Genomic DNA, 22,780 nt, shown 5'->3' with positions numbered 1-22,780 from the left:
AGTGGAAATTTTCAACTATTTTGATTATTCCATCGGGCCGTAAAACCATGAAATTGAATACTCATCCCAAAAAGATTCAGCGGTCACAGGCGTACTCATTCTTTCAAGTGCCAGCTGACGCTCAATTTTCCCGCGGACCTCTTCAAATTCAAACTCTACACCCGGCACTGTTTCGTGAAGGTATAAGATCGAATAGCCCTCTGCTGTCTGAAATGCTTCTGAATACTCACCCGGCGACACACTTTCAGCTGCAGTCAGAATTGCAGCATCAACGTTATCTGTATTTTCAGGGATAAAGCCGAGCTGTCCTCCCTGACTGGCTGTGACCGGATCAATTGACCGCTCCCTCGCGACCGCTTCAAAAGAGGAGCCGTTTTCCAGCTCTTCTAAAGCTCTGGCCGCTTCGTCTTGTGTCGGTACAACGATTTGAGAAAGCCGATACATGGCTGGTACAGAATAAAGCGCTTCGTTCTCCTCGTAGTATGCTCGGAGATCATCTTCTGAAAGTTCAGCTTCAGTTGTAATCAATTTTTCCAATATTAACTCTGTCTTTAATTCTTCTTTCAACACGTCTTGATTTGGAAGAGAGGCCTGATCATAGACGTTTAGTACAGAACGGAGCATTGATAATTCCTGTTCCAGTTCTTCTTCTGAAACGGCTACGTCATATTTATCACCTGACTGTTCCATCACTGATTGATTAACCAGCTGCTGAAGTACTTCTTTTCCATGGCGCACTTCAATGGCATGCAGCCATTCCTGGCGGGTGATTTCTTCATCACCGACCTGAGCCACCACCTCTGCTTCAGCAGTGGGCGGGGCTCCGTCTTTTGTGATCCAGGCAATCAGAAAAATCAGATTCGTCACCATCAGGAAACCAATGATATATAAAAGAGGCTTAGCTTTAAGTCGTCTTTTACGAACCTCTGCCATCTTTTAATTCGCCTCTTCTAAAAACGCTTCTAATTCTTCTTTCGTATAGTTGTACTTTTCACGACAGAAGTGACACTGCGCTTCCGCTTTACCGTCTTCTTCGATCATTGCACGTATTTCTTCTGTACCCAGACCAGTAATCGCATTTCCAAATCGTTCTTTTGAACAGTTGCACTCAAAAGATACAGGCAGAGAATCAAGCACACGTACGTTTCCATCTCCAAGTACCGTATCAAGCACCTGTTCCGGAGACAGGCCGTCCTGAATCATTTTTGAGACAGGCGGAATGGCGCCAAGGCGTTTTTCAATTGCATGAACAGTATCGTCATCAGCACCAGGCATCAGTTGAATGATGAAACCGCCAGCCGCCAGAATTGAGTTGTCAGGATTTACAAGCACTCCAACTCCTACGGAAGATGGAACCTGTTCTGATGATGCAAAATAGTAAGTGAAGTCTTCGCCAAGTTCACCTGAAACAAGCGGGACCTGGCCGGTAAAGTTTTCACGCATACCAAGGTCTTTTACAATGGTTAACGTGCCTTCAGTCCCGACAACACCACGCACATCAAGCTTACCCTGCTCATTCAATTCTTTGTGGGTCTGAGGGTTTGTCACATAACCTCTTACTTCACCCTTTGCATTACTATCGACTAAAATCATGCCCAGCGGACCATTACCTTCAACCTTTACAGTCAACTGGTTATCACCTTTCAGCATAGCGCCCATCATAACACCTGCAGTCATTGCTCTACCCAGTGCTGCAGAAGCAGTCGGCCACGTGTAATGGCGGTCTTGCGCTTCCTGTACAGCAGCAGTCGTATTTACAGCATATGCACGCACCTGGTCATTATAAGCGAGTGCGCGTACCATATAATCTTTCATATTAAAAAATCTCCTTTCTTACTCAGCATTGCGTTTATAAATTAACTGAAGTCCTTTTAGCGTCAAAAATGGATCAACCACGTCTATAATATCTGATTCTTTAGCGATAAGTGAAGCGAGACCACCTGTCGCGATGACGGTAACCGGTTCGTTCGCTTCCTTTTTCATACGGGACACAATTCCTTCAACCTGTCCAACGTAACCATACACAATACCAGCCTGCATAGCAGAAACCGTACTTTTTCCTACAACCGTTTCAGGACGGGCAATTTCAATTCTCGGAAGCTTGGCTGCTTTGGAATACAGCGCTTCAGTCGAAATGCCGATACCAGGCGCAATAACCCCGCCCATATATTGACGGTCCTGATTGATATAGCAGTAAGTTGTAGCGGTTCCAAAATCCACGATAATCAGTGATCCGCCATGCTCTTTAATACCGGCAACTGCATTCACAATCCTGTCAGCACCGACTTCTTTCGGGTTATCGTATTTTATATTTAAACCCGTCTTCATTCCAGGTCCCACAACAAGCGGTTTTAAATGAAAATACTTTTGGCTCATACGTTCAAGCGGGAACATGACAGGCGGCACAACGGAAGAAATAATTATCCCGTCGAAATCTGAAAAAGCCAGCCCGACGTGTTCAAACAAATTTTTGACCAGCATACCGTACTCATCTTCAGTTTTATGACGATTCGTCTCAACACGCCAATGATAGCGCAGTTCTTCTCCATCATAGACCCCTAAAACCGTATTGGTATTCCCAACATCTAATACAAATAACATCTTTATTCACCACGCCTCATTAGAATACACACTGCTCACATTTTATCACATTTTAAAAAGCGGAGGCAGGTGTTTGGGTCCGACAAGCATAAGACAATTTGAGAGAAATAGGTGACCCTCCCCAATTTCTCAAGGTGGCTTATGACTCGAGGACCTGCCTGCCGCAGCCGGACAATCGAAAAGCGGAGGGCGCTCGTCTAGATGTGATCCGAAAACATCCGGATGTGATCCGGATTTTTTCAAACCCAACCCGTAAATCCACCAATTTGACCGGAGAAAATCTCTCTCAAGTAAAATCTGATCCGGGTTTCGTCGTGTGTGACCTCAATTCCCCGGAAAATGATCCGAAATCCAGCGGCATTTGATGAAACCCGGCACCAAAGCCGTTTTTAACGCTGCAGACCATTCCACGCCGCATCCGTTAAAAAATCCGCGGCCCCATTTACGAGGAACCGCGGATCCAGAATCTGCAAGCTAATACAGATTCTTATTCTTTATTACGCTTATCTTCTTCAGAAGGTGTATCTTCTTTAGATTCCTTCAGCAGTTCATCTGAAGATTTCTCTTCAGCGTTGATCTCTTCATCAGTCGTCACAGACGTCTCATCAGATTCAACTTCTTTTGCTTCATCAGTAATATCTTTACGGTCGTTGTCTTCATCATGACCGTAGTCACGCTCAGGCAGCTTTCCGTGATCCACAAGATGTCTGATTTGCGCAGCATCGAGTGTTTCAATATCAAGAAGCGTTTCAGCTACGAGCTCAAGCTTTTCACGGTTCTCTGTAAGGATCGTCTTCGCTCTCGCATAACACTCTTTAATAATGCGCTGAATTTCTGTATCAATATCGTAAGCGATCTGATCAGAGTAATTCTGTTCGCTGTTAAAGTCACGGCCCAGGAATACCTGGCCTTGAGCCTGCCCAAACTGAAGTGGTCCAAGCTTATCACTCATACCGAACTCAGTTACCATGCGGCGCGCAATGCCCGTCGCACGCTGGAAGTCATTGTGTGCACCAGTTGATACTTCTCCAAAGATAATATCTTCTGCTACACGACCTCCAAGGAGACCTGTGATCTTATCAAGCAATTCAGGCTTTGTCATGAAGTAACGGTCCTCTTTCGGAAGCATGACAGCATAGCCGCCAGCCTGACCACGAGGAACAATGGTTACTTTATGAACCATATCGGCTTCATCAAGCACCACACCGATAATTGTATGACCCGCTTCGTGGAAGGCAACGATTTTTCTCTCTTTTTTAGAGATTACGCGGCTCTTCTTAGCAGGACCTGCAATCACGCGATCTGTTGCTTCATCAACGTCACCCATATCAATTTTCTTCTTATCGCGACGCGCAGCAACAAGGGCTGCTTCATTCAGCAGGTTTTCAAGGTCTGCTCCTGAGAAACCAGGTGTACGCTGAGCAATCGCTTTTAAGTCGATATTATCCGCAAGCGGTTTGTTTCTTGCATGAACTTTCAGTACAGCTTCACGACCTGTTACATCAGGACGGTCTACTGTAATCTGACGGTCGAAACGTCCTGGACGCAGTAATGCAGGATCCAGAATGTCAGGTCTGTTTGTCGCAGCAATCATAATGATACCTTCATTGCCGCCGAAACCATCCATTTCAACCAGTAGCTGGTTCAACGTCTGTTCACGCTCATCGTGTCCGCCACCAAGACCGGCGCCACGCTGACGACCAACCGCATCAATCTCATCAATGAAGATGATACATGGTGCGTTTTTCTTCGCATTTTCAAACAGGTCACGTACACGTGATGCCCCGACACCGACAAACATCTCAACGAAGTCTGAACCGGAAATCGAGAAGAACGGTACGCCTGCTTCACCTGCTGCTGCACGAGCAAGCAGTGTTTTACCAGTACCCGGAGGCCCGACAAGCAAAATCCCTTTAGGAATACGTGCTCCGACTTCAGTAAATTTGCGGGGATCCTTCAGGAAGTCAACAACTTCGACAAGTTCCTGCTTCTCTTCGTCAGCCCCTGCAACATCTTTGAAGCGCACTTTTTTCTTTTCTTCAGTATAAAGCTTTGCCTTACTCTTACCGAAGTTCATGACACGGCCTCCGCCGCCGCCCTGAGCCTGGTTAAGCAAGAAGAAGAATAGGATGAAGATGATGACAAACGGAATAATCGTTGTCAGGAATGTTACCCAGCCGCTTGTTTCAGGGGCTTTCAATACATTCACTTCAGTATTATTCGCTGCTGCCACTTCATCAATTGTTTCAAGTGCTGAACTTTCAAATGGAATGTTTGTAAGGAAATATTCAGCTTCTTCATATCCTTCCAGCTGTCCGCGCACGTTATATACGCTTCTGTCCGGCTGAATCTCTATCTCCGTCACTTCCCCACTATTAAGCGCATTTAAAAATTCACCATATGTGAGTTCCTCATTTGGCTCATTGCCATTATTAAATAGGCCAATTATACCAATAATCACGAGGAAAATGATTAAATAAAATATTGTATTACGAAATATACGGTTCATCCCTTACCTCCTCCCACGGTCAGAAAACTAATATCAATACTATCACAGTAAAATAAAGCATGACAACCAATAAGCCTGCTCACAGCCTGCTCTATCTCATACTCTTTTTTACTCAGAATCTGTATAAATTTCAGGCTTCAGTACACCGATGTATGGGAGGTTTCGATAACGTTCCGCATAGTCAAGTCCATATCCTACAACAAACTCATCCGGTACAATGAATCCAACATAATCTGCCTTGATATTTGCAACTCTTCCAGTCGGCTTATCAAGCAGCGTAACAATTTTGATTGATTTTGCTTTGCGGTACTTGAACAGGTCAACCAGGTAGTTGAGTGTTAGTCCGCTGTCAATGATATCTTCAAGAATCAGAATATCGCGGCCTTCTACTTTCGTGTTAAGGTCCTTTACGATTTTTACTTCTCCGGAAGAAACAGTTGAGTTTCCATAACTTGAAACATCCATGAAATCCATCTCAAGATATACATCCATACGCTTGATCAGGTCAGCCATAAATGGCATCGCACCTTTTAATACGCCAATTGCAAGTGGATATTTATCCTGGTACTCAGCAGTTAACTCTGAGCCAAGTTCCTTAATTTTTTCCTGAAGCTGTTCTTCGGTATACAATACTTTCTCGATGTCTTTATTTAACACGAACAATGTCCTCCTAGAAGATCCTAATAGTAAATTAACGTATATGCAGCAGATTTTCCATCGGACGGCGCTTTACGCAGCCCCGGAAGCCAAAGCACCCTTCCATCAGCAGCTGTTACAACAGGGTACTGATGTCGCAATCGCACGGGTACCTTCTTTTCTATAAAAACATCTTTTATCTTCTTTGACCCTTTGCCATCAGGCAGCCGCATCTTATCTCCATCCCTGCGGCTTCTAACCGTCAGTGGCATGAATGACTCAGATACATAATAAAGATCACGGTACGGCTTATCCGGCACGATTTCACCAGCCCGCATTTCAAGCTTCTCTCCTGAAGGAAGATCGATTAACTGCTCCTGATCGATTAAATAACAGTAAGGATCAGTTTCAGTTTCACGCTGAAAATGAAAATAACCGTTTCCATAAGAACGGGTTACTGTCATGAATTCAGGCAGGTGAATATCTCCAGACGGATGAGCTTGTTTCAGCAAGTCCAGTATCGCGCGCGTATGCGCAGAAGATAAAGAAGTGGGTACTTTTGCATACAGATAATTCAATATTAGTTGAATCATTCTTCTTTGTAAAGGAAGACCATAAGACCGGAATTTTTCTACTGACAAATGAAAAAGCTCCCGGGATTTTAATACACATACATCTTCAAGCGCGTTTTCGGCCTGTTTTTCAAGCCATTCATTATCTTCACTAAGCTCTTCAGAAAAGCGTTCGAACGCTTCATGGATCTGCGGGTTTTCTTTTTTCAATAACGGAATCACATGTCTTCTCAATCTATTTCTTGTATAAGTATCGCTTTCATTTGTCGGATCTCTGCGCGGTTTCAGGTCGTGCTGTTCACAATATTGTTCGATTTCATTTTTTGTTACAGCTAAAAATGGTCTCGCAACCTTTCCGTGCGCTAAAGACCTGACCGGCTGAATACCGGCTGCCCCGCGTATAGACGTACCCCTCATCAGGCGGAATAAAATTGTCTCCACCTGATCATCCGCATGCTGGCCGATCATCATCACTGCAGCACCGGTTTCCTTCATCAACTGATCGAAATAAGCATAGCGGACTTCGCGCGCTGCTTCCTGTACCCCTTTTCCTGTTTCTTCTATTTTCCCTTTGACATCCGCATGCAGAAGATGAAAAGGAATATGGTGAGTTCGGCAATACGCCTCTACATATGTTGCATCTGCAGCTGAACTTTCCCTGAGTCCATGGTCCACGTGCACAGCTTCCACGTTTAACTGCAGCGGGCTTTCACTGAAGAAGTGAAGAAGTGCCATTGAATCAGGGCCCCCCGATACCCCAATCAGCACTTTATCCCCTTTTGAAACCATCTTATGTTTTTCGCAATTTTTCAGCACCCTTAAGTCAAAATCATTCATCACGATACCCTTTCCGCTCTTTTTTCATTAGTATACAGCAAGATAGAAAGGGTCATGCAACTCTTAGCCCACTGACCTTTTTAGAGGGATCGCAGCCCACTTTGGCACCTGGTGATCGATTTTTACTGCAACGACTGTCATGTCATCATCTATCGATCCTCCCGCAGCCCGGACTGCCGATTCCACAAGCAAATCAGCCGCTTCCTGTGGATCTGTGGTCACAAGCTCCGCGATCTGTCGCCTCATCCAGCGTTCAGGATTTTCAATTGATCGGAGACCGTCAATTAACCCGTCACTCAGCATAAATAACATATCTCCTGATTTTAATTGATGTTCTAATATATCCATCTCCATTTCATGAAAGAATCCTAATGGCAGATTGGCAGCTTCTATCATTTGTATCTGTTTCCCGCGTTTCACATAGCTTGGCACTGCGCCTACTTTTAAAAACCTCGCCCTGGCATTTTGCAGATCGATCATCGCTAAATCTACTGTAGAATACATATCGCTCGTTCTTTTCACCGTTAAAATTGAATTAACAGACTTGATTGCAAGCTCTTCTTCTATCCCGGCTTTCAGCATTTCTTCCAGCAGGCCGATCGTCTCTTCACTTTCTTCACGTGCTTTCTGACCGTTACCCATCCCATCACAAATCGCGGCAGCAAACTTCCCTTCATGAATTGGAGTAGCTGTATAGCTGTCACCAGATACCAGCCCCCCTGCATACGCCGCATGGGCAATGCCGGCTGTTACCTGAAAGGCTTTCGCTGAACGGAAGGTAGCCGTCGTTCCGTAGTATGGTGGCGGGAGATCTCCTTTTTGATGCACAATGACCGTTTCCTGCAAAATGGAGGACAGCATCGGTGCAATCAGCTTGTCGCATTCTCCATGCTTTTCCTGAAATGGGAGCAGCACATCAAGGTCTACTCTCCCCGATTCGAGACAGTGAATGTCGATCTGATCAGCACGCACACCGTATTCCTGCAGTTCTTCAAGTATTTTTTCTTCCTGCTCACCATTTTGCTGCGTTTCACGCTGCAGCTCATTTGCAAATTCACTCATCACATCAGCCAGTCCTGAAAGCTGTCTTGCCACAAACCGGTTTCCGTCTTTCATATGCTGCTGCATCAGCTGATTGACTGCTTTATCCTGATGAAACTGTTCGAATTCTTTTTCCATTATTTCTGACTTCACGCAGTATGATTTCCACCCCGACTCAGGCTCACCTCTTTCAGCTAATACCGTCATCCATTCATATGTACGGTCAAAATGCTCAGACCAGCAGAATTCTTTCCTGAAGCATTGATCACACGTCTGCTGAGTGACGCATCCAATCATCTCATCAGCGGCGCCTGCGTTTTCTGCACCAGGCTCTACGTCTGAAAAACTGTCAGAAAGCTTTTTGAACATCACCGAAAAATGTTCAACCTTTTCCGCCGTAACATCCCGCACGCTTTTCGCATAGTGCTGCTGTTCTTCTGCATACTCTTCAGAACCTGGAATATGACGAGCTAATGCCCGGACCCATCCTGCAGGCGTGATAAATAACAGTAATGCTGCGATTGCTGATTCATATAATGAAAATTCAAGACGCAGTGCATTCTCCATCATTAATCCGGTTAAAATTGTCGCCAGCATTAATCCAATGACTGCCCCTATACGCCCGCCCGACTTTAACAAGCCTCCAAGCAGCCCTGTTACCGCTAACAGTGCTACTTCAGGAATAAATGCGAAAGAAGCCAGGCAGAATATGAGCCCGATCACCACACCCGCAGTAGATCCAACAAGTGCTCCAGCCGATAACGCAGCGGCCAGCACAAGATAGCGCGCGGCAATATGGCTTACGAACAGATCTCCTGCCATTAACCCCGTTAAACCAAGTGCAATAGATGCAGCCAGGACAGAGAGTGCCACCAGCTCTTCATGTGTATATGCACTTCTCCTCCCTTTCGTCAGTACGAGGAAGCTCTGCAGAAAAATCAGCAGCAATATCCCGGTCATCGCAGCCTCTGATAATATGTAGAAACCTTCCATCCAATCGAGCGGCCTCAGTGCCCAGACATAACAGGTTTTCACAACACCCGTCACCAAAGCTGCCAGCCCGGCTGCTATAAATTGATTATTCGCGTATTTTCTAAGCAAACCAAAACTAATATAGTACACAAGTAAGATAGAGGCTGTATACAAAGCAGGCAGTAAGCCAAGCGCAGCTGCACCCGCAGTTAATCCGGCAAATGTGTGAGGTGCTTTCTGACGCTGCATGATCATGACTGCAGCGAAAAACGGCAAAGCAAATGGCATAAACTGCACCATAACAATTGCGCGACCCAGCATAAGCCCTGCCAATAAATGAAAAATTCCTTTTTCATAAATCCATTTCATGACGTGCAGTTTTTTACCTTCTTTTCTCCGTGTTCTGTTAAGAGAGAGCGCGTTTGTCAGTTCGAAGTTTGCTTCATGCACATTTGCCATCTTGCAGGTCCACTCCTTCATTTCTTATTGGGCTAATTATAAAAAGAACAGAACGAAGGAGTTTGTCAAAATAACGCTCGGAACAATAAAAAACGTTCGACGGATTCCTGCTTAATCAACAAATATAAATTTACGAAAAAAATATTGACACTTGATGGCGCGCTATGTATTATATAACTTGTGCTTCATAAATGGCGGCGTAGCTCAGCTGGCTAGAGCGTACGGTTCATACCCGTGAGGTCGGGGGTTCGATCCCCTCTGCCGCCACCATATTAGGCCCGTTGGTCAAGCGGTTAAGACACCGCCCTTTCACGGCGGTAACACGGGTTCGAATCCCGTACGGGTCATATAGAAAAGTGGAAGGCGCTTGTTCAGCTCCGACAGACGTAAGTCGCGGAGTTGAACGGGCGTTTTTTTGCTTTGCTGCCAAAGACGAATAACGACCTGTGAAAAGTGACCCGTAACGAGTTAGAAACGACCGGGAATTTTGCGAATGTGGCCCGAAACCTTACGGAAACGACCGGATAAAATGACCGAATATCGAAAGCGACCTTAAATGATAAAACAATGACCGAAAAACTACAGCAAACGACCCGAATATCCCCGCACAGAACCCCAGCTAATACTTAACAACAAAAAACAGCGCGAAGTCACCTCCACGCTGTCTTTTTTTGTGCCTCAAATCAATCGCTTATGCTCTTCAGGCACACTGATCCCCTGTCGTAAATCAAGCTCCAGACGGAGTTTTTCTGTTTCAAGCATATAATTCTCATGCTTCATCTTCTCAAGCTCCAGCTGTTTGTCGATGATTTCATGCCTGGACTTATTCTGTTTTCGAAAATGACTTGTAAGAATCGCTGTCAGAGGAATTGAAAACACCATCACAACTGAGACCAACCCAATAAGATCCATTTATTCTGCACCTCCTATCTGCTTCATATGATGACGATCATGCCCGGCAAAACCGGTAATGTACTCTTCCGTTGTCATCGTGTCATTGCCTATTGAAAACTTAGCATGCAGTTTGTCCTTATCCATTGTACGAACCGTCTCCATTAAAAGTTCCCGCTCATTCCTGGCTTCATCCATAATTTCATTTTGACTGAATCCACTGTCCGCTTTTTTCCACGCCTGCTCATTAAACTGCTGAAAATCCGGAAATTTTTCTAGTCTCGCACCTTCATTAATCTGCGGGATCCGGTCATCAAGCGTGTAATGATCCCATGCGGCCATATGCATGACAATTGCTGCGGGAGACCACTTCTGATCAGCAATTGGCTGGAAGAAATTCTCTTCATTCATTTTCCTTAAGCGTTCAAGCCAGGAAAAATACTGCTGGTTGTGCTCGTCAAGCCATTCATCTATCGTCATTTCCTATTCCTCCTCAATGATTATATTAATTATTTCGACGTTCACGGCTTCATTCCTCTTTTTTACATCCATATGTATAAAAAAACCGGTATGCTCATTTGCACACCGGTACTCTATCTATCGTATGATCACTGTAATTGATGCCTTCTATAAAACAACTTTCGGCAGCTATTAACCTTTTTTCGCTCCGCGTCCTCCGCGTTTTGATTCTGTGTTTCGCTTAAGAGAAGTTAGACGGTCTTCACTATCTTTGAGGAAACGAGCCATCTTTTGTTCAAAATTCTCTCCGCGTGGCGGTCCACTTGGCGCACTGCCTCCGCGTCCTCCACGTTGATCGTTGCTGCGATTTGGTCTAGGGCGGCTTTGGCTTTGCTGTGGCTGATCCTTCGCTTTACGAATTGACAGACCAATCTTGCCATCGCTCTCTACGTTCAGGATTTTAACCTCAACTTCGTCCCCAACTGTCAGATGGTCATTGATATCCTTGACATAATTATCCGCAACTTCACTGATGTGTACCAGCCCTGTTGAACCGCCCGGCAATTCAACAAACGCCCCAAAATTAGTGATACCAGTCACTTTACCCTTTACTTTGCTGCCTACTTCGATTGACATAAAAAAAATGATCCTCCTTAGAATAAATAAAAAATAGACCTTACTTCCCATTATAGCCAAATAGAAAAAAGAGTGTCAACATCGCGACACTCAATCTGTCAATTTTATTTTAACACAAAACACTATTCCGTTGGGTCGCTCTGACTCTTTTCAGCTCCAGGCTGATCTTCAGGAATGGTGAAAATAATCTCTCCGCTTTCCGAAAGAAAATAATCTTTACGCGCAAGCTTCGCTATGTACTCATCGTCATTCAGCTTGACAATCTCATTTCTCAAATTGTCTTCCTGATCCTGTAATTCGACAATTGTCTCTTCAAGCTGCGCTTTTTCATTCTGTTTGCCTTCCAGCACACTGGCCTGCGTCACCATTGAAGAGATGAGCACGCCGCTGACTACGGCTGCCATAATAAAAAAAGCAGTCAGACGCCTGGCAAGTCTTTTCTTGTGTGACTGACGATTATGTTCACTTCTTACGTGGTCAGCAGTATATTGATTTTCTAATGATGTCACTTTCCTGCGCGGCTTTCCCATAAAACAGCTGCTACCTCCTTCTGATCAACATGTGATTGCAAGATCCGTTAATTATTCCCTATTATATAACAGATTAAGCCACGTTTTTATCTTTTTCGCAAGAATTGACCATTTTTTTTGAAGAAACAGTGAAATGGGGTGAAAAGGCCTACTTATGAAAGACAACAGCTGCCAGATTGCATAGAGAATAAGTGCCACAGCAGTCCACAACCACTTGAAAGGGAGAAAGAGAATCTTGATCATTGTAACGAGAAGCCAGGACAACCAGTTCAATATCCTGATAATAGTGCCCCTTGCTACTTTCCAATAAATCACGAAGCCAATCACAAGTGCTACACACATGTAAAATCGCAGGTCAGCTCCATTTAGCTGAAATAGAACCAGAAAAACAAACAGCGCCTGTCCAAGCCAGAAAAGTAAGTCCGGGAAGAAGCGCCACAAGCCCTTTTTTCCTCTCGTAATAAAACGCTCATAAAATGTTACACAAAATCCGATTAAAAACCCTGCAGCCATCATATACAGAAAGATCCGAAGCTGCTCTTCTACAATCATCTAAACAATTTTCCAAGCAGCCCTTTTGAAGATTCCTGACCGATACTATCCAGATAGAGAACATCATCCACTTTTCCTTTTAAAGAAACAAGGCCTTTATCCAGGTCCAGGTTAACCAGTTTCAGTCCGCTTCCCTTAATCGAAAGCATCCCTTCCACTGTTTCAATCAAAAATTCCTCCTGATCAAAGCTCTCAAGCTGCTTTACGCCTGTTACGGACAGCTCAAGCCGCCCGATCATACGAATTTCGTGTTCCTGACGTTTTTGTTCGATTGGCATGTCTTCACCCCGCATTGAATTAAAACCTTAGCTCATTTTATGCCGGGGATTCATTGATTATTCGTTAACACGTTCTTCTTTTATAATTGTATACATCGTGCCCGCTTCTTCCTTTTTTGTTGTTTCCATCAGACGGTCCACTGACAGTGTGACAACGCGCTGCCCAAAGCGAATGATCAGCTCGTCGCCTTCTTTCACAGTTGCACTTGCTTTTGCCGGGTTGCCGTTAATCTTGATTCGTCCCTGATCCGCAACCTCTTTTGCAAGTGTTCTTCTTTTAATTAAGCGTGAAACCTTTAAAAATTTATCTAAACGCATATAATCGATCCCCTTTACAGTCCCTGGTTTTTTGCCTGTTTCCAAAATTCGTCAAGTTCGCCTAAACTGAATGCTTTAAATGGCTTTCCTGATTCATTTACCCTGTCTTCGACAAATTGAAAACGGCTGATAAATTTCTGGTTCGCCATCGTTAATGCTTCTTCCGGGAAAATACCGTGGAATCTTGAGACATTCACAAGCGCAAACAGAACATCGCCAAACTCCTGAAGGCTGGCCTTCCTGTTACCGTTTGCCACTTCTTCCTGAAACTCCTGCCACTCTTCTTCAAACTTATCCCATGCATCTGAATGATCATCCCAGTCGAACCCTGCTTTTGCAGCTTTCTTTTGTATTTCATAGGCCTGTATAAGCGCAGGAAGTCCGATACCGGCATTTTCAAGTAAGCTTGAAACGGGACGCCCCTTTTCCTCTTCCTTGATCTGCTGCCAGCGCTCTGTCACATCTTCGGCTGTTTCGGCTTCAGCATCTGCAAATACGTGCGGGTGACGTCTGACCATTTTTTCAGAAATGCCGGCGATGACATCTTTGATATTAAAATAGCCGTCATCTTCACCGATCTGTGCATGAAGCATGACCTGCAGCAGAACATCGCCAAGCTCATCAATCATCTCATCAACATCACCGCGGTCAACGGCCTCTAGAAATTCATACGTTTCTTCAATCAGATAACGCTTTAGTGATTCGTGTGTCTGTTCACGATCCCATGGACAGCCTACAGGACTTCTTAAAGTCGAAATGATCTCTTTCAGTTTTGAAAACTCACCGTAGAAATCTGCTTCTTTCTCAAGGGGAGGAACATACACACTCGTCAAATTTGAAAGTGTCATCCCGTGATCCAGCTCATACAGTGCCACTTCCCGAATATCTTCAGCTGATGAACCAGCTGCTGTAATTACCTTTACAATATGATCATCCGGATACTTATTCATCAGTTCAAGCTTTACATCAGAAGCTGTAAAACCGTCATAAACCTGTCCGATGATCACATGCTGTTCCGGCTTAATCGATTCACTTTGCAGTGCAGTTCCATCAAGCAGCTGAAAGCCGTCGACCGGATCAAAACCTGCAGCTGTAAAAAGCGGGTCAAGAAAGCTTTGCCCGCCTTCAATTGTCACTGTGATTTTACCTTTCTTTCCGAGTGCAAGCAGATGCTGGACCGTTTGTTCTGCTACGAGTGGATGACCGGGAACGGCATAAATCACAGGCTCATTTGCAGCAAGCTGAACCAGTTTTTCTGTAATGGCAAGGTATACATCTTCAAAGCGGTCATGCGCTTCATAGACGTGATCAAATGACTCATACGTCACACCTTCAGCTGAAAGTTCAGCAAGTACAGGGTGCTCAGCAGTGCGCACAAACAATTTTTCTGCTGATGTCAGTTTTTTATAAATGCCAAGTGGCAGTTGATTAAGATCTCCTGCACCAAGACCGATGATTGTAATGTTATTCAAGATGATCTGCCCCTCTCTATTCTTTTTCCAAATAAACGGTCAATCTTCCGGCCAAGCGGAATCTGATCCATTTCTTCTTTTGTGAACAGGTTCCGTGACCAGCTGACTGCAAAAAACAGCCACGCACCTAATATAGATGCAACAGTTGCAGCAGCACCTGAAGAGATCCGGGTTTCAGGCGTCCATATCATCAACAGCAAAGTAACGCCCGCTGTCATGATTGCTAGACCCGCTGACAGCCTGATATAAAAGGACTTTCTTAACTGCAGTCCGATTTTTTTATATAATTTAACGGTCAGCACTGCTGTTACGGCTGTCAGTGACAGAACCGTTGCAGCGGCTGCTCCCCCGGTTCCCCAAACCGGGACCAGGAAGAGATTCAGTATATATTTCAGCAACAGACTCGCGGCGGCTGTCCAGGCGGCAGTATGATAGCTTCCTGTCCCCTGCAGCACAGCATTGATCGTTACAACCACTGAAGTCAGGAATACTGCGACTGCAAAAATAGACAATACTGCTGAGCCATCATCGTTTTGAAATAAAAATGTATTGAGCGGGTTCATGATACTGATCAAGCCAATAGATGCAGCCGCACCAAACACCAGCCCTACCTTTAAAGCTAGCGCCGCTTTTTTTTTCATCTGCGCCAGCCTGTTTTTTTCGTAATCAGCTGCGATGACTGGAACGATTGCCAGAGAAAGTGAAGTAGCGGCTACTACGCCCATTTGCACAAGCGGCTGTCCTCTGTCATATATTCCTTTTAATTGCTTCGCTTCTTCAGCGTCACCTGTATAACCTGTTAAAAGGGAATAGACGTTCAAAGCATCTATGAGCTGATAAAGTACCAGCAGCATACTGACCATCGCAATTGCTGTACCTCTGACAATTAATGCTCTAAAAAGTGAAGAATCCCCTTTTTTAAAGGTAAAACGTTCTTTATTTCCATGAAATTGCTTACGTGCAAAGAAAATCAACAGCAGCACACCGGCTGCCACACCCGCGATTGAGCCAAGTACAGCACCTTCTCCAACTGTGTATAAAGATGCACCCGCACCGGTCAGCATGAACGCTGCACCAAGAATCACAATCACTCTGATTGTCTGTTCAACGGCTTGAGCAGTCGCTGACGGAATCATGTTGCCGTGGGACTGAAACCATCCTTTTCCCGCCGATAACACCGGCAGCAGCAGAAATGGCCAAGCCGACAGCTCTATTAAAGGCACTAAACGGGGGTCCCCCATAAAGTCAGCAATCAATCCCGCACCGGCATATAACGCGATAAACCACGCAAGGCCTACTGCTGTCAGGAACAGTGTAAGCAGCTTCAACACTCTTTCACGTTCAGCTTCACGTTCAATTAAAATACTTGATATCATAACTGGAAAAGCATATGTACAAAGAGCAATAAACAGCCCATAAAATGGATAAACCTGCTGATAAATATAAAATCCTGTGTCCCCTGTCAGGTTTTGAAAAGGCACCCTGTAAAGCGCGCTTAGTATTTTTGAAAACAGCGCAGCGAATGTCAAAATCGCTGCGCCTTTCATCATTGACTGAGAAGCCTGCGACATTCGGCTGTCCTCTCTTTCATTTCGATCACTTTCACTGAATACTTATTATACCAAAATGGGACTCGAATGTCTTTTTAGGTCACATACGCGGAGGATTTGAGGTTAATGTCCGGATTCCCCAGGGGCGGCGTTCAATTACAGGCAGAGACGGGCCAATTATCTTGATGGATGATGCATTTGTTCAGCCAGGTGATTCGCATCCGCATCTCGAAACCTGAGAAGATCCAATTAATCACGGATGTCATCCAATAATGGCCGGAAGTGTATCATATATTTTCAGCCACGAGCACGCTCCACTTCACAACGGCATTACCACACCAGAAGCCGCCTTAAAAACCCATCAATAAAAAAGCCATATCCGGCGAACCGGACATGGTTAAGTTTCCATTTGCCTCCCTAAAAAACGAGCTGCTGTTTCGCACACTTTCAGGTCAACTTCTGTCAGCGCATGATCTTTTGAGAATATAAGAACTGCACCAATTGGATCTCCTGAAGCAATAATAGGAGAAGCCGCCAAAGAAGCAAAATTTTCTTCATTGTGCTCCACAAGCTCCATTGAAAATGACTCTTCTCTCATCATCGTTTTTCTCGCATCCATGATCTCTTCAGTATGAGAGCTGATACGACGATTTAAAAATTCTTTTTTTGATGCACCTGCTATTGCGATAAAGTGATCTCGATCACAAATCAATACAGGATGATGCAGGCTGTCATACAATGATTCTGCGTATTCTTTTGCAAAATTGCCGAGTTCATGAATTGGTGAATATTTCTTCAAAATGATTTCACCATCACGGTCAACAAAAATTTCAAGAGGATCTCCTTCACGGATCCTTAAAGTGCGTCTGATTTCCTTCGGGATCACAACTCGTCCCAGATCATCAATCCGCCTTACAATACCAGTTGCTTTCATCGGACTCTCTCCTTCTTTTACAGCTGCTGTTAAAGGTAGTATCGAGCAAATCCGCAGATTTATACGATTTATAAAAAAATTTTTGTCAGCATTGTAAAAGTTAGTGTCCTTAAGCAGATTCTTTCAATGTTTCCGGAAGTCGTGAAAGCACGTGATGAATCATCGAAAACCATGATTCAGGTTTTTGACCCCTTATTTTGAATGTGATTCTTAAGCGATTGTTTTCAAAGCCGAGACCGACGTTGCGCTTATATTCGTTTGTAATGTCAAATGCTTTTGCACCGTCCACTCTCTGGGTGCCGTCTTCACTCAACTCTATCTTCACTTCGTCATTTGTCTGATGAATCGCTTCAAGCCCTACTTCATAACCATAGGCTTTGATTTCGGCAACCTGGAACAGGTTATGAACCTCATCAGGATAATCCCCAAAACGGTCGATCATTTCATCTTTTAACTCAATTACTTCATCAATCGTTTTAACTCCCCGGAACTTCTTGTACATTTCAATTTTCTGATGACCGTCAGGAATATAAGTTTCAGGTATATAAGCATCCTGTTTTATATCCAGGTCAATTTCAACCGCCTGCTGTTTTTCACGGTTTTCTGAAGCATGATCGCCAGGCAGGAGATCTTTGCGTTCTTCAATGGCTTCTTTCAGCATCTGGGAATAAAGATCAAAACCAACAGAGTCGATAAAGCCGTGCTGCTGGGCACCTAACAGATTTCCCGCTCCGCGAATACTCAGATCACGCATAGCGATTTTAAAGCCTGAGCCGAGCTCTGTGAACTCTTTAATCGACTGCAGACGCTGTTCAGCCACTTCAGTAAGCACCTTATCTTTACGGTACGTGAAATATGCATAAGCGACCCTGTTCGACCGTCCAACGCGTCCTCTCAGCTGATACAGCTGTGATAACCCCATCCGGTCAGCATCAAATACAACAAGCGTGTTCACATTCGGGATATCAACGCCTGTCTCAATAATCGTTGTCGTTACGAGCACATCAAATTCACCTTCAAGGAATTGAAAAATAACTGCTTCCAGTTCTGTTTCTGTCATTTGTCCATGCGCAACCGCAACGCGCGCATCCGGTACAAGTGAAGCAATTTCATCAGCTTTTTTCGTAATATCCTCCACGCGGTTATACAGGAAATAAACCTGTCCGCTCCGTGCCATTTCACGTTCAATCGCTTCCCGGATTAATCCGCCATTATACTCCATCACATAAGTCTGAACCGGAAAACGGTTTTCCGGCGGTGTTTCAATCACTGATAAGTCTCTGACTCCAAGCATCGACATATGAAGCGTACGTGGAATTGGGGTAGCTGTCAGCGTTAACACATCAATATTCGTTTTCAGCTGCTTAATTTTCTCTTTATGCGTAACCCCAAAACGCTGCTCTTCGTCAATAATGAGCAGACCGATATCACGATATTTAATTTGTTTTGAAAGCAGACGGTGCGTACCGACTACGATATCAACAGTTCCGGCTGCCAGCCCTTTCATCGTTTCTTCCTGCTGTTTTTTTGTTCTGAAGCGGCTCATCAGTCCGACATTGACAGGAAACTCCTGCATCCGTTCAATCATCGTTTCATAATGCTGCTGGGCCAAAATGGTTGTAGGCACCAGAATGGCAACCTGTTTTCCGTCCATCACTGCTTTAAATGCAGCACGTATCGCGACTTCTGTTTTACCGTAACCAACATCCCCACAGAGAAGACGGTCCATCGGGCGGTCCCGCTCCATATCTTTTTTGATTTCCTCGATTGAGCGCAGCTGATCTTCTGTTTCTGAATAAGGAAAAGCTGATTCGAAGTCTCTTTGCTCCGCTGTATCTTCACTGAATCCATAGCCTTTAGCTGTCTCACGCTCTGAATACAGCTTAATTAAATCATCAGCAATATCTGCAACTGTAGACTGTACTTTTGATTTAACACGTTTCCATTCAGATCCGCCTAACTTGTACAGCTTCGGTTCTTTACCCTCAGATCCAACATACTTCTGCACGAGGTCAATCTGATCAACCGGCACATAAAGCTGATCGTTTCCTTTATAGTGAATGTTTAAATAATCTTTATGAAGGCCATTAATCTCAAGCGTCTCTATCCCAAGGTATTTACCTATTCCGTGATTAACGTGTACAACAAAATCACCAACTTTTAATTCCGAATAGCTCTTAATACGCTCAGCATTCGAAAGTTTTTGACGGCGTTTTTTCTTCCTCGTTTTCTGTCGGAACAGCTCTTCTTCCGTCATCACAGCGAGTTTGATCATCGGCAGCTCAAATCCTGACTGAAGTGAACCGTTGACAATCTGCACTGCATTCGGAACGAGGGCGTCCCCATCTTTCACAATGACAGCATCGATATCATAATCAGCCAGCACTCTTTCAAACTTGTCGAGACGCTGCCCATCCGGAGCAAGCAATACTACTGTATATTTACCTTTTTTCCATCTATCAATCTCTGCTTTTAGTAAATGCATCTGACCATGGAAGCTCTGCATCGGCTTACAGGAAAATGAATGAACCTTCTTTGGATTCATATGCGCAATTTTTCTTGTGAATAGCGAGAAATAAATCTTTTGACGATTTTCATCCATCAATTCAGACAGTTTGTGGGATACTTGAATATCGTGCAGCATTTTTCCTTCTTCAAGCAGCGATACAATCCAGTCCATCTCTTCGTTCTCAAGCGTTTCATCCATTTCAAAAATACGACTGATTTCATCGAACATCACAAGCCCGTCTTCCGGCAGGTAATCAATCAGACTGGCAGCTTTTGAATACGCAAGAGATTGATATTTAAATAGCTGATCCGGTTTGCGTCCATTTTCCAGCAGATGAATATCATACTCCGTCTGCTCCGCCATTGTTTCCTTCACTGCTTTACTCTTCACTTTTTTCAGGCTGACTTTCAGACGCTCTTTCAATTCAATTGCAATTTTTTCAAGCATTGGTGCTTCCATAATTAATTCGCTAGCAGGGCCGATTCCCACTTCCTGCAGTGTCTCAATTGAACGCTGGTCTTCTGCCGAAAATGTACGGATTGAGTCAACCTCTGTATCAAAAAGCTCAATTCTGACGGGATCTGAAGTCAGCGGATAAATATCAAGAATTCCTCCGCGCATGCTGAATTCGCCCGGACTGCTGACCATGTCCGCGCGCTGGTACCCCATTTTTATTAAAGCAGATAACGTGTCATCCACATCTATATCGTTGCCAATTGTCAGCGTGAACTGATGATTTACCCACTGCTCTTTTGGCGGCACAATTTTTCTCAGACCCGCCATTGGCACGATATAAACACCGCGCCCGTCCGCAGCCAGATGATTCATCGCTTCAAGGCGCTGAGAGAGAAGCTCCGGACTTGCGATACTCATTTCTGCCGCGATCAGTTCGTTTGCCGGGTACATATAAAGTGCTTCTTCAGAGATTGATTGAGCAAGATCATCGTACAATTTCTGTGCACTCAGTAAATTAGGCGTCACGATCATCATCGGACGCTTTTGTTTTTCGTATACAGCTGCCATAAACGTGCTTCTTGCAGAGCCCGAGAGCCCGGATAGCAGCTGCTCACCTCGCTCTTTATCTAAATCATCTATCACTGACCTGACTTGCTGGTCGTGTATTAAACCGTCTACTAACGTTTTCAAGTTGTTCTCCTCCCGGATGTAAACAGAAAAATGCCTTGGATAAGCATCCAAAGCTTTTACTGTATAAATTGATCCAGTTCATGAAAATCCGGATTCCGTTCTAGGGACTCCTGGCAATCCTCACAGATCGTCTGGATGTGAACATGTCCTTCTGTATAGGATATCATGTTTCGACGCTCCTCTGCTGAAAGGGTATGCAGTCCGAGTCGTTCTGCATCCATCAGCGGCGTATCAATCGTGCCGATCTCACTTCTGCAGTGGCGGCAATGATAATGAACAGCCAATTCTGTCATCTCCCTTCACGTCTCACCTGATAATCTAGTATAAGCCGAAACGTGTGAAGATATTCATTTTGCTCCGTTAAAGTTGGCTGGTGATTTTCGGCATCAGGTGAACGCAGAAGTCCTTGCCTTACGCTTCAATCATCAGCTGTTCAGGAACGTTCCACCCTCTTCCTTAACCGGATGGCTCGGTTAAGCACCGTTAAATTCATTCATTACTTCTAAAAATGATTTTTCTAAAAAACGTTCACAGGCATCAGCACTTTTAGTGACAACCTGTTCCATTTCTGCCCACTCCTCTTTTGAAAAACGGCTCAGGACATAGTCCGGAACCTTCATTCCGCGGGGCGGTCGATCAATTCCAATACGTATTCTGTTGAATTCCTGCGTACCCAGGTGGGCAATCGTGCTTTTAATCCCATTATGTCCACCAGCGCTGCCTTTTTGACGCAGACGCATTTTGCCCATTGGAAGGTCAAGGTCATCGTAAATGACGACGATATCCTCAGGATCGATTTGAAAATAATCCATAAGCGGTCTGATGCTTTCACCGGACAAATTCATATACGTAAGGGGCTTTAACAGGATTACTTTCTCACCATTGATCACTGTTTTACTGAATACTCCATTGAACTTACTCTGCATAAGCGGCGCATTCCAGCGTTCAGCGAGTGCATCAATGACCTCAAAACCGATATTATGTTTTGTTTTATCATAAGGTTTTCCCGGATTACCGAGACCGATCATACATTTCATTATTTACACCTCTGTATCTGTTCAAACATTTTTTCTCACCATGCGGCTATCACTATTTTATTTTAAACGATAAGAAGCGCAACCTCCACAAGAAAGGTTGCGCTTTTCACGGCTTATAAGAAATACTCATTTACTGGATGAGTTAAATTATGCTTTTTCTTCAGCTGATTCAGATTCGCCATCTGTATCTTCTGTGCTTTCTTCGCTTCCAGCGTCATCAGCACCAGCTTCTCCTGCACCAACTTCTTCTTCCAGTTCTTCAATCTCTTCTTCAGTACGAGGAGCAAGAACTGAAACAATTGTTTCTTCATCTTCGTGGTTAATGGTTACATCATACTTGCTACGGAGATCTTCAATGTTGAAAGATTCGCCGATTGCAAGATCTGTCACGTCCACTTCAAATGATTCAGGAATGTCGTTTGGTTTTGCAGAAATTGAAAGCTCATGAAGGACTGTTTGTACAACTCCGCCTTCTTTCGAACCTTCAGCTTCACCTATAAGGTGTACCGCTACATCTACTGTAAGTTCTTCAGACATATTGACTGCAAGAAAATCAGCATGAATGATTTCATCTTTAAGGAAGTCGCTCTGATAGTCACTCAGGACTACTTTCTGCTTGTTTCCTTCGATATCAAGTTCGATAATTCCGTTACGTCCTACTTCACGGATTGTTTTTACAAGAGCAATCTCATCTACCGAAATCGCTGTGTTTTCTACTTTATAACCGTATACTACGGCAGGTAATTTACCTGCATTGCGAAGCTCGGTTAAATCCGAATTTTTAAAACTATCTCTTTTCGTTACTTTTAATACTGCACTCATCATTAATCACCTTCCAAAG

At 44.3% G+C, this 22,780-nt stretch carries 21 protein-coding genes and 2 tRNA genes; 2 read left to right on the top strand and 21 right to left on the bottom strand.

The genetic code is table 11. From position 1 onward, the window contains the following. Positions 1-24: 24 nt before the first annotated feature. The 7 genes from E2626_RS15785 to spoIIE all read right to left on the bottom strand — a co-directional run bounded on the left by E2626_RS15785 (position 25) and on the right by spoIIE (position 9,627). The gene (locus tag E2626_RS15785; protein ID WP_134382899.1) at positions 25-933 is read right to left on the bottom strand and encodes a peptidylprolyl isomerase; all 909 of its coding nucleotides are present in this window, start codon (positions 931-933) and stop codon (positions 25-27) included. Between the two features lie 3 nt (positions 934-936). Further along, positions 937-1,815, bottom strand: coding sequence for an Hsp33 family molecular chaperone HslO (gene hslO / locus E2626_RS15780; RefSeq protein ID WP_134382897.1), 879 nt, complete (start codon positions 1,813-1,815; stop codon positions 937-939). 18 nt (positions 1,816-1,833) lie between these two features. After that, positions 1,834-2,601, bottom strand: coding sequence for a type III pantothenate kinase (locus E2626_RS15775; RefSeq protein ID WP_134382895.1), 768 nt, complete (start codon positions 2,599-2,601; stop codon positions 1,834-1,836). A 487-nt stretch (positions 2,602-3,088) separates the two neighbouring features. Next, positions 3,089-5,110 (bottom strand): ATP-dependent zinc metalloprotease FtsH, encoded by a 2,022-nt coding sequence (ftsH, locus tag E2626_RS15770; RefSeq protein WP_134382893.1) that lies wholly within the window; start codon positions 5,108-5,110, stop codon positions 3,089-3,091. 108 nt (positions 5,111-5,218) lie between these two features. Next, the gene (hpt, locus tag E2626_RS15765; protein WP_134382891.1) at positions 5,219-5,767 is read right to left on the bottom strand and encodes a hypoxanthine phosphoribosyltransferase; all 549 of its coding nucleotides are present in this window, start codon (positions 5,765-5,767) and stop codon (positions 5,219-5,221) included. A gap of 23 nt (positions 5,768-5,790) precedes the next feature. After that, on the bottom strand, positions 5,791-7,155 hold the full coding sequence (gene tilS, locus E2626_RS15760) for a tRNA lysidine(34) synthetase TilS (RefSeq protein WP_134382889.1): 1,365 nt from the start codon (positions 7,153-7,155) through the stop codon (positions 5,791-5,793). 63 nt (positions 7,156-7,218) lie between these two features. Then, complete coding sequence (gene spoIIE / locus E2626_RS15755; RefSeq protein WP_166786854.1) at positions 7,219-9,627, bottom strand: stage II sporulation protein E; 2,409 nt, start codon at positions 9,625-9,627, stop codon at positions 7,219-7,221. A 193-nt stretch (positions 9,628-9,820) separates the two neighbouring features. On the opposite strand from spoIIE, the gene E2626_RS15750 reads away from it, so the two are divergent. Beyond that, positions 9,821-9,897 (top strand) — tRNA-Met (locus E2626_RS15750). Positions 9,898-9,902: 5 nt separating this feature from the next. Then, positions 9,903-9,974 (top strand) — tRNA-Glu (locus E2626_RS15745). A 331-nt stretch (positions 9,975-10,305) separates the two neighbouring features. On the opposite strand, the gene E2626_RS15740 is transcribed toward E2626_RS15745, so the two are convergent. The 14 genes from E2626_RS15740 to E2626_RS15675 all read right to left on the bottom strand — a co-directional run bounded on the left by E2626_RS15740 (position 10,306) and on the right by E2626_RS15675 (position 22,761). Further along, the gene (locus E2626_RS15740) at positions 10,306-10,539 is read right to left on the bottom strand and encodes a hypothetical protein (protein ID WP_134382886.1); all 234 of its coding nucleotides are present in this window, start codon (positions 10,537-10,539) and stop codon (positions 10,306-10,308) included. Then, on the bottom strand, positions 10,540-10,998 hold the full coding sequence (locus tag E2626_RS15735) for a DinB family protein (protein ID WP_134382884.1): 459 nt from the start codon (positions 10,996-10,998) through the stop codon (positions 10,540-10,542). Between the two features lie 171 nt (positions 10,999-11,169). Further along, positions 11,170-11,613, bottom strand: coding sequence for a S1 domain-containing RNA-binding protein (locus tag E2626_RS15730; protein ID WP_134382883.1), 444 nt, complete (start codon positions 11,611-11,613; stop codon positions 11,170-11,172). A 122-nt stretch (positions 11,614-11,735) separates the two neighbouring features. After that, the gene (locus E2626_RS15725; protein WP_134382882.1) at positions 11,736-12,143 is read right to left on the bottom strand and encodes an FtsB family cell division protein; all 408 of its coding nucleotides are present in this window, start codon (positions 12,141-12,143) and stop codon (positions 11,736-11,738) included. Between the two features lie 51 nt (positions 12,144-12,194). After that, positions 12,195-12,695: a spore cortex biosynthesis protein YabQ gene (yabQ, locus tag E2626_RS15720; RefSeq protein ID WP_134382880.1), complete on the bottom strand. Its 501-nt coding sequence runs from the start codon at positions 12,693-12,695 to the stop codon at positions 12,195-12,197. Beyond that, complete coding sequence (gene yabP, locus E2626_RS15715; protein WP_244094358.1) at positions 12,692-12,973, bottom strand: sporulation protein YabP; 282 nt, start codon at positions 12,971-12,973, stop codon at positions 12,692-12,694. The genes yabQ and yabP overlap by 4 nt, the downstream gene beginning before the upstream one ends. A 57-nt stretch (positions 12,974-13,030) precedes the next feature. Next, positions 13,031-13,291, bottom strand: coding sequence for an RNA-binding S4 domain-containing protein (locus E2626_RS15710; protein ID WP_134382877.1), 261 nt, complete (start codon positions 13,289-13,291; stop codon positions 13,031-13,033). 14 nt (positions 13,292-13,305) lie between these two features. Beyond that, positions 13,306-14,766 carry a bifunctional methyltransferase/pyrophosphohydrolase YabN gene (yabN, locus tag E2626_RS15705; RefSeq protein ID WP_134382875.1) on the bottom strand — a complete coding sequence of 487 codons (1,461 nt, stop codon included), beginning with the start codon at positions 14,764-14,766 and terminating at the stop codon, positions 13,306-13,308. After that, positions 14,760-16,334, bottom strand: a complete 1,575-nt coding sequence (locus tag E2626_RS15700; protein ID WP_134382873.1) for a putative polysaccharide biosynthesis protein — start codon at positions 16,332-16,334, stop codon at positions 14,760-14,762. Before E2626_RS15700 ends, yabN begins: the two co-directional genes overlap by 7 nt. A gap of 376 nt (positions 16,335-16,710) precedes the next feature. Further along, positions 16,711-17,247, bottom strand: a complete 537-nt coding sequence (gene spoVT / locus E2626_RS15695; protein ID WP_134382871.1) for a stage V sporulation protein T — start codon at positions 17,245-17,247, stop codon at positions 16,711-16,713. Positions 17,248-17,356: 109 nt separating this feature from the next. After that, entirely contained in the window at positions 17,357-20,902 is a 3,546-nt protein-coding gene (gene mfd / locus E2626_RS15690; RefSeq protein ID WP_244094357.1) for a transcription-repair coupling factor, read from the bottom strand. Positions 20,903-20,958: 56 nt separating this feature from the next. Then, positions 20,959-21,186, bottom strand: a complete 228-nt coding sequence (fin, locus tag E2626_RS15685; RefSeq protein WP_134382869.1) for an anti-sigma-F factor Fin — start codon at positions 21,184-21,186, stop codon at positions 20,959-20,961. Positions 21,187-21,375: 189 nt separating this feature from the next. Further along, complete coding sequence (pth, locus tag E2626_RS15680; protein ID WP_134382867.1) at positions 21,376-21,939, bottom strand: aminoacyl-tRNA hydrolase; 564 nt, start codon at positions 21,937-21,939, stop codon at positions 21,376-21,378. Between the two features lie 147 nt (positions 21,940-22,086). After that, positions 22,087-22,761 (bottom strand): 50S ribosomal protein L25/general stress protein Ctc, encoded by a 675-nt coding sequence (locus E2626_RS15675; RefSeq protein WP_134382865.1) that lies wholly within the window; start codon positions 22,759-22,761, stop codon positions 22,087-22,089. Positions 22,762-22,780 lie beyond the last annotated feature (19 nt).

The organism is Jeotgalibacillus salarius (assembly GCF_004405125.1).
Taxonomy (GTDB): domain Bacteria; phylum Bacillota; class Bacilli; order Bacillales; family Jeotgalibacillaceae; genus Jeotgalibacillus; species Jeotgalibacillus salarius.
This window is presented reverse-complemented; position numbering and strand designations above follow the sequence as displayed.